Raw genomic sequence first — 3952 nt, forward strand, 5'->3', positions numbered from 1 at the left:
AACACCAAATGAATTACGCTGGGCCCTGGCGGCAGAACTTGGCTTAAAGTTCTCTGCGAATATCGACGCCAGCCAGTTACTGCAATTATTGCAGCGGCAACTTATCCTGCTGGCACAAAATGGCAAAAAAATTATCCTGGTAATAGATGAAGCCCAGGCCTTACCCGACAACACCCTCGAATCGTTGCGTTTACTGACCAATTTAGAAACGGAGCAACGCAAACTACTGCAGGTTGTGTTGTTTGGCCAGCCTGAGTTGGACCTGAGGTTGGCCAGTCAGCAGTTCCGCCAGTTCCGGCAGCGCATTTCATTTGCGTATCAACTGCCGGTAATGTCGGCGGCGCAAATTCGCCATTATGTGCGGCATCGCCTGCAAATTGCAGGGGCAACCCCGGCATTATTTAACCGCTTTGCATTGCTGGCGCTGACCCGTTACAGCCGGGGCATTCCCAGACTGGTAAATTTACTGGCTCATAAAGGCTTAATGCTGGCTTATGGGGAGGGTAAAAGCCGGGTCACCGGCAGACATATCCGGTTTGCTGCGCAGGATACTGACGATACCCGGTTAGCACATTCTTATTATCTCTGGTTTCTAACCGCTGCGGCAGTATTCAGTGCCGCCTGTTTTGCCTGGGTTTGGCAATGAGTGTGATCAACAAAATGTTGCAGGATCTGGAAAAACGTCAGCCAGCGCAGGCAAATGCCAGTCCTTTAGCTGAATTACCGCCACCTGCCTCAGGCCGTATATTAAGCTATCGCTGGCTGTTGCTGATCCTGTTGTTAGTGCTGCTTGCCGGTTACTGGTATGGCATAACGCAACAACAGGCAGCAACTGTTACTGACAACAGGCACATGGCATTGGCCGGTGCCGGTTCGCAGCAACAATCGCTGGTTCCGAATGATCAGAATAATGCAGAGCAGACACAACCCGACGTTATAGCAGCAGCACTGACTGACAGCGAAGCGGCCTTCTCCGCGCTAGTCGAACCGGTAGCAGATAACACAGCAAAAACCCTTATTGCAGCGCTGCCTGTTACTAAAGAGCATAATAACGCTTCAGCCACCTTTGCTTCGACAGCAGCTACAAACGCCGCTACGCCAGACGTGACAGTGCCCCCCCCGGACCCGCATCAACTGCTGTCCTCCGCGACAGATAGCCAGCAGGCCCGGCAAGTGATGATAGTCGAGCCTGAGCCTGCATTGCCGCCTGCTGCCAGAGGGCAACTTAGTGTCAGTAAGCAACCACTGAGTATTGCAGCGCAGCAGCACAGAATGCAGTTACGGGCAAATGCCAGTGAAGCGGCAGGCGACATCAGTGCGGCTATCGTTATCTGGCAACAGCTTGTTGCTTTGCAACCAGCCAGCGCAGACAGTTATCTTAATCTCGCCAGATTATGGTTAAAGCAACAGCAAGTTGTCACGGCCAGCCAGGTATTACTAAAGGCGCGTCAAAATGGTGTTGTCAGTGCCGAAATAAATATGCAGCTGGCCCAGCTTGCGGTAAAACAAGGGCAGTGGCAACAGGCCCTGGAATTTTTGTCTGACGAATTTGAGCTGGCCGCAGAACCGGAGTATTTTGGATTTAAAGCCACGGTATTACAGCAACTGGAGCGACATGATGCTGCGCTGGAATGGTATCAGCGCCTGCAACAACTGCAACCGGAACAGGGGCGCTGGAGCCTGGGGGCAGCAGTGGCCAGTGAGTATTTGGGACTGCCGCAGCAGGCCCACCTGTATTATCAGCATGCCTGGCAGTTTCGCCAGGCATTATCGGTAAGCAGTCATCATTTTATTCAACAACGGCTGAAGGCGACAGAACCCTAGTATGCAAAAACCAAAGCTGAAAATGCGCCTGGGCGATTTGCTGGTGCACGAACATATTATTACCGAAGCCCAGCTGGAGCAAGCGCTGGCCCGGCAGAAAAGCAGCGGCCGGAAGCTCGGTGCCACGCTGATAGAAATGCAGTTTCTGTCAGAGCAGCAATTACTGCAGTTCTTAGCCCAGCAGTTGCAGGTCCCTTTTCTGGATATCGCCCAGCGAAAAATCGATCCGAAAGCCGCTCAGTTGCTGGCTGAAGTGCATGCCCGTCGCTTCCGGGCACTGGTTATCGAAGACATGGGTGACTCCGTATTGCTGGGTATGAACGACCCGGCTGATTTAGCCGTGCTTGATCAGATAGCTCCGCTACTGGCGCCACGGGAAATTAAGATTGCGGTGGTGCGGGAAAGCCAGTTACTTGATGCATTCGACTCGCTGTACCGACGCACTAAGGATATTGAAACCTTTGCTACCCAGCTGAAGCAGGAACACAGCGGTGATGTCGACGATGTTTTACTGGCAGAAGAAAGCCGGGAAGAGACCGATAACACTATTGCTAAACTGCTCCGCTCCATTTTTGAAGATGCGGTGCAGGTTAAGGCTTCCGATATTCATATCGAACCCGATGAAAAAGTGCTGCGGATCCGCCAGCGGGTTGATGGTATTTTACAGGAGAGCACGTTAAACGAAGTCAGCATTGCTGCAGCACTGGTACTGCGCTTAAAACTGATGGCCAGTCTGGATATTTCAGAAAAGCGCCTGCCGCAGGATGGCCGGTTTCAGATTAATGTAAAGCAGCATAAAATTGATATCCGTATGTCGACGATGCCGGTGCAGTACGGCGAGTCGGTAGTAATGCGCTTGCTCGACCAGTCTGCCGGTGTGCTGAAAATGGAAGATACCGGCATACCCGCCCCCATGCTTGCCAGGTTGCGCCGTATTGTCCAAAGCCCGCATGGTATGATTCTGGTTACCGGGCCGACCGGCTCGGGTAAAACCACGACCCTCTATGGTTTATTAAGTGAACTTAATCAGGCTGGCAGTAAAATCATCACAGTGGAGGATCCGGTAGAATACCGGTTACCGCGGATAAATCAGGTGCAGGTTAACCATAAAATTGGTCTGACCTTCAGTAATGTACTGCGTACTACGTTGCGTCAGGACCCTGACATTATAATGGTGGGCGAGATGCGCGATCAGGAAACCGCTGAAATGGGCCTGCGCGGCGCATTAACCGGCCACCTGGTATTATCGACGCTGCACACCAATGATGCGGTATCCAGCACCTTACGGCTAATTGATATGGGCGCTGCGCCCTATCTGGTGGCCAGCGCTTTACGGGCAATTATTGCCCAGCGGCTGGTGCGCCGGCTGTGTGATTATTGTAAACAACCGCATCAGCCCGACGAGCTGGAGCTGACCTGGCTGCGCCATCACAATGCCAGCGCCGATGTCAGTTACTGGCAGGGGGCAGGCTGTCAGTCATGCCACCATACCGGTTATAAAGGCCGGCTCGGCGTGTTTGAATTACTGGTTATCAATAAGCCGCTGGCCGATGCGCTGCGCCGCTCAGATATTGAAGGTTTTAGTAATCTGGCGTATCAGAGTGCTGACTTTGTCAGTCTTGGTAACATGGCACTTGATTATGCGCAACAGGGGGTAACAACGCTGGAAGAAGTGATCAGGGTTTCTGAGTATCTGGAAACTGAACCACTGACACCAGATGTCAACGCAAACGAGTCTGCCGGGGCAGAGGATAACTAAGTTATGGCCAGTTTTCAGTATAAAGCACGTGATGCCAGCGGCAATGCCGTCAGCGGCCAGCTGGAAGCCACCAGCCAGGCCGCCGCAGCGGATATACTGAAACAAAGGCGTTATATACCGCTTAGTATAGAAGCTGTGGTAACAACACAAAGCAGTGGCAGCGTGGCGCTATGGCAGACCAGAGTCAGTCTGACTGAACTGATTATCTTCTCCCGCCAGATGTATTCACTGATGAAAGCCGGTATTCCGATCATCCGGGCAATAAAAAGTCTGGCAGAAAGCACCGGCTCACCGCGATTGCGTCAGGTGATGACCGATCTGGCCAGCGAACTGGAAAACGGTCGCAGTCTGTCGGTGGCTATGGCTAAT

The 3952-nt window shown here is 52.5% G+C and carries 4 protein-coding genes; all 4 read left to right on the forward strand.

The features are described from left to right. A partial coding sequence (locus R3177_RS13635) for an ExeA family protein (protein WP_318971568.1) occupies nt 1-646 on the forward strand: 646 nt, incomplete at its 5' end. Further along, nucleotides 643-1824 carry a hypothetical protein gene (locus R3177_RS13640; RefSeq protein WP_318971569.1) on the forward strand — a complete coding sequence of 394 codons (1182 nt, stop codon included), beginning with the start codon at nt 643-645 and terminating at the stop codon, nt 1822-1824. The genes R3177_RS13635 and R3177_RS13640, both read left to right, overlap by 4 nt. Before the next feature lies 1 nt (nt 1825). Further along, nucleotides 1826-3583, forward strand: coding sequence for a GspE/PulE family protein (locus R3177_RS13645; protein WP_318971570.1), 1758 nt, complete (start codon nt 1826-1828; stop codon nt 3581-3583). Between the two features lie 3 nt (nt 3584-3586). Next, the coding region (locus tag R3177_RS13650; RefSeq protein ID WP_318971571.1) for a type II secretion system F family protein at nt 3587-3952 on the forward strand (366 nt) is incomplete at its 3' end.

Origin of the sequence: Arsukibacterium sp. (assembly GCF_033722355.1) — a bacterium.
In the GTDB taxonomy this organism is placed as follows: Bacteria; Pseudomonadota; Gammaproteobacteria; order Enterobacterales; family Alteromonadaceae; genus Alishewanella.

Excerpts from the sequence above, each read along its gene's own strand:
- R3177_RS13645 (WP_318971570.1), top strand. The coding sequence starts at position 1,826 with ATGCAAAAACCAAAGCTGAAAATGCGCCTGGGCGATTTGCTGGTGCAC.
- R3177_RS13640 (WP_318971569.1), top strand. The coding sequence starts at position 643 with ATGAGTGTGATCAACAAAATGTTGCAGGATCTGGAAAAACGTCAGCCA.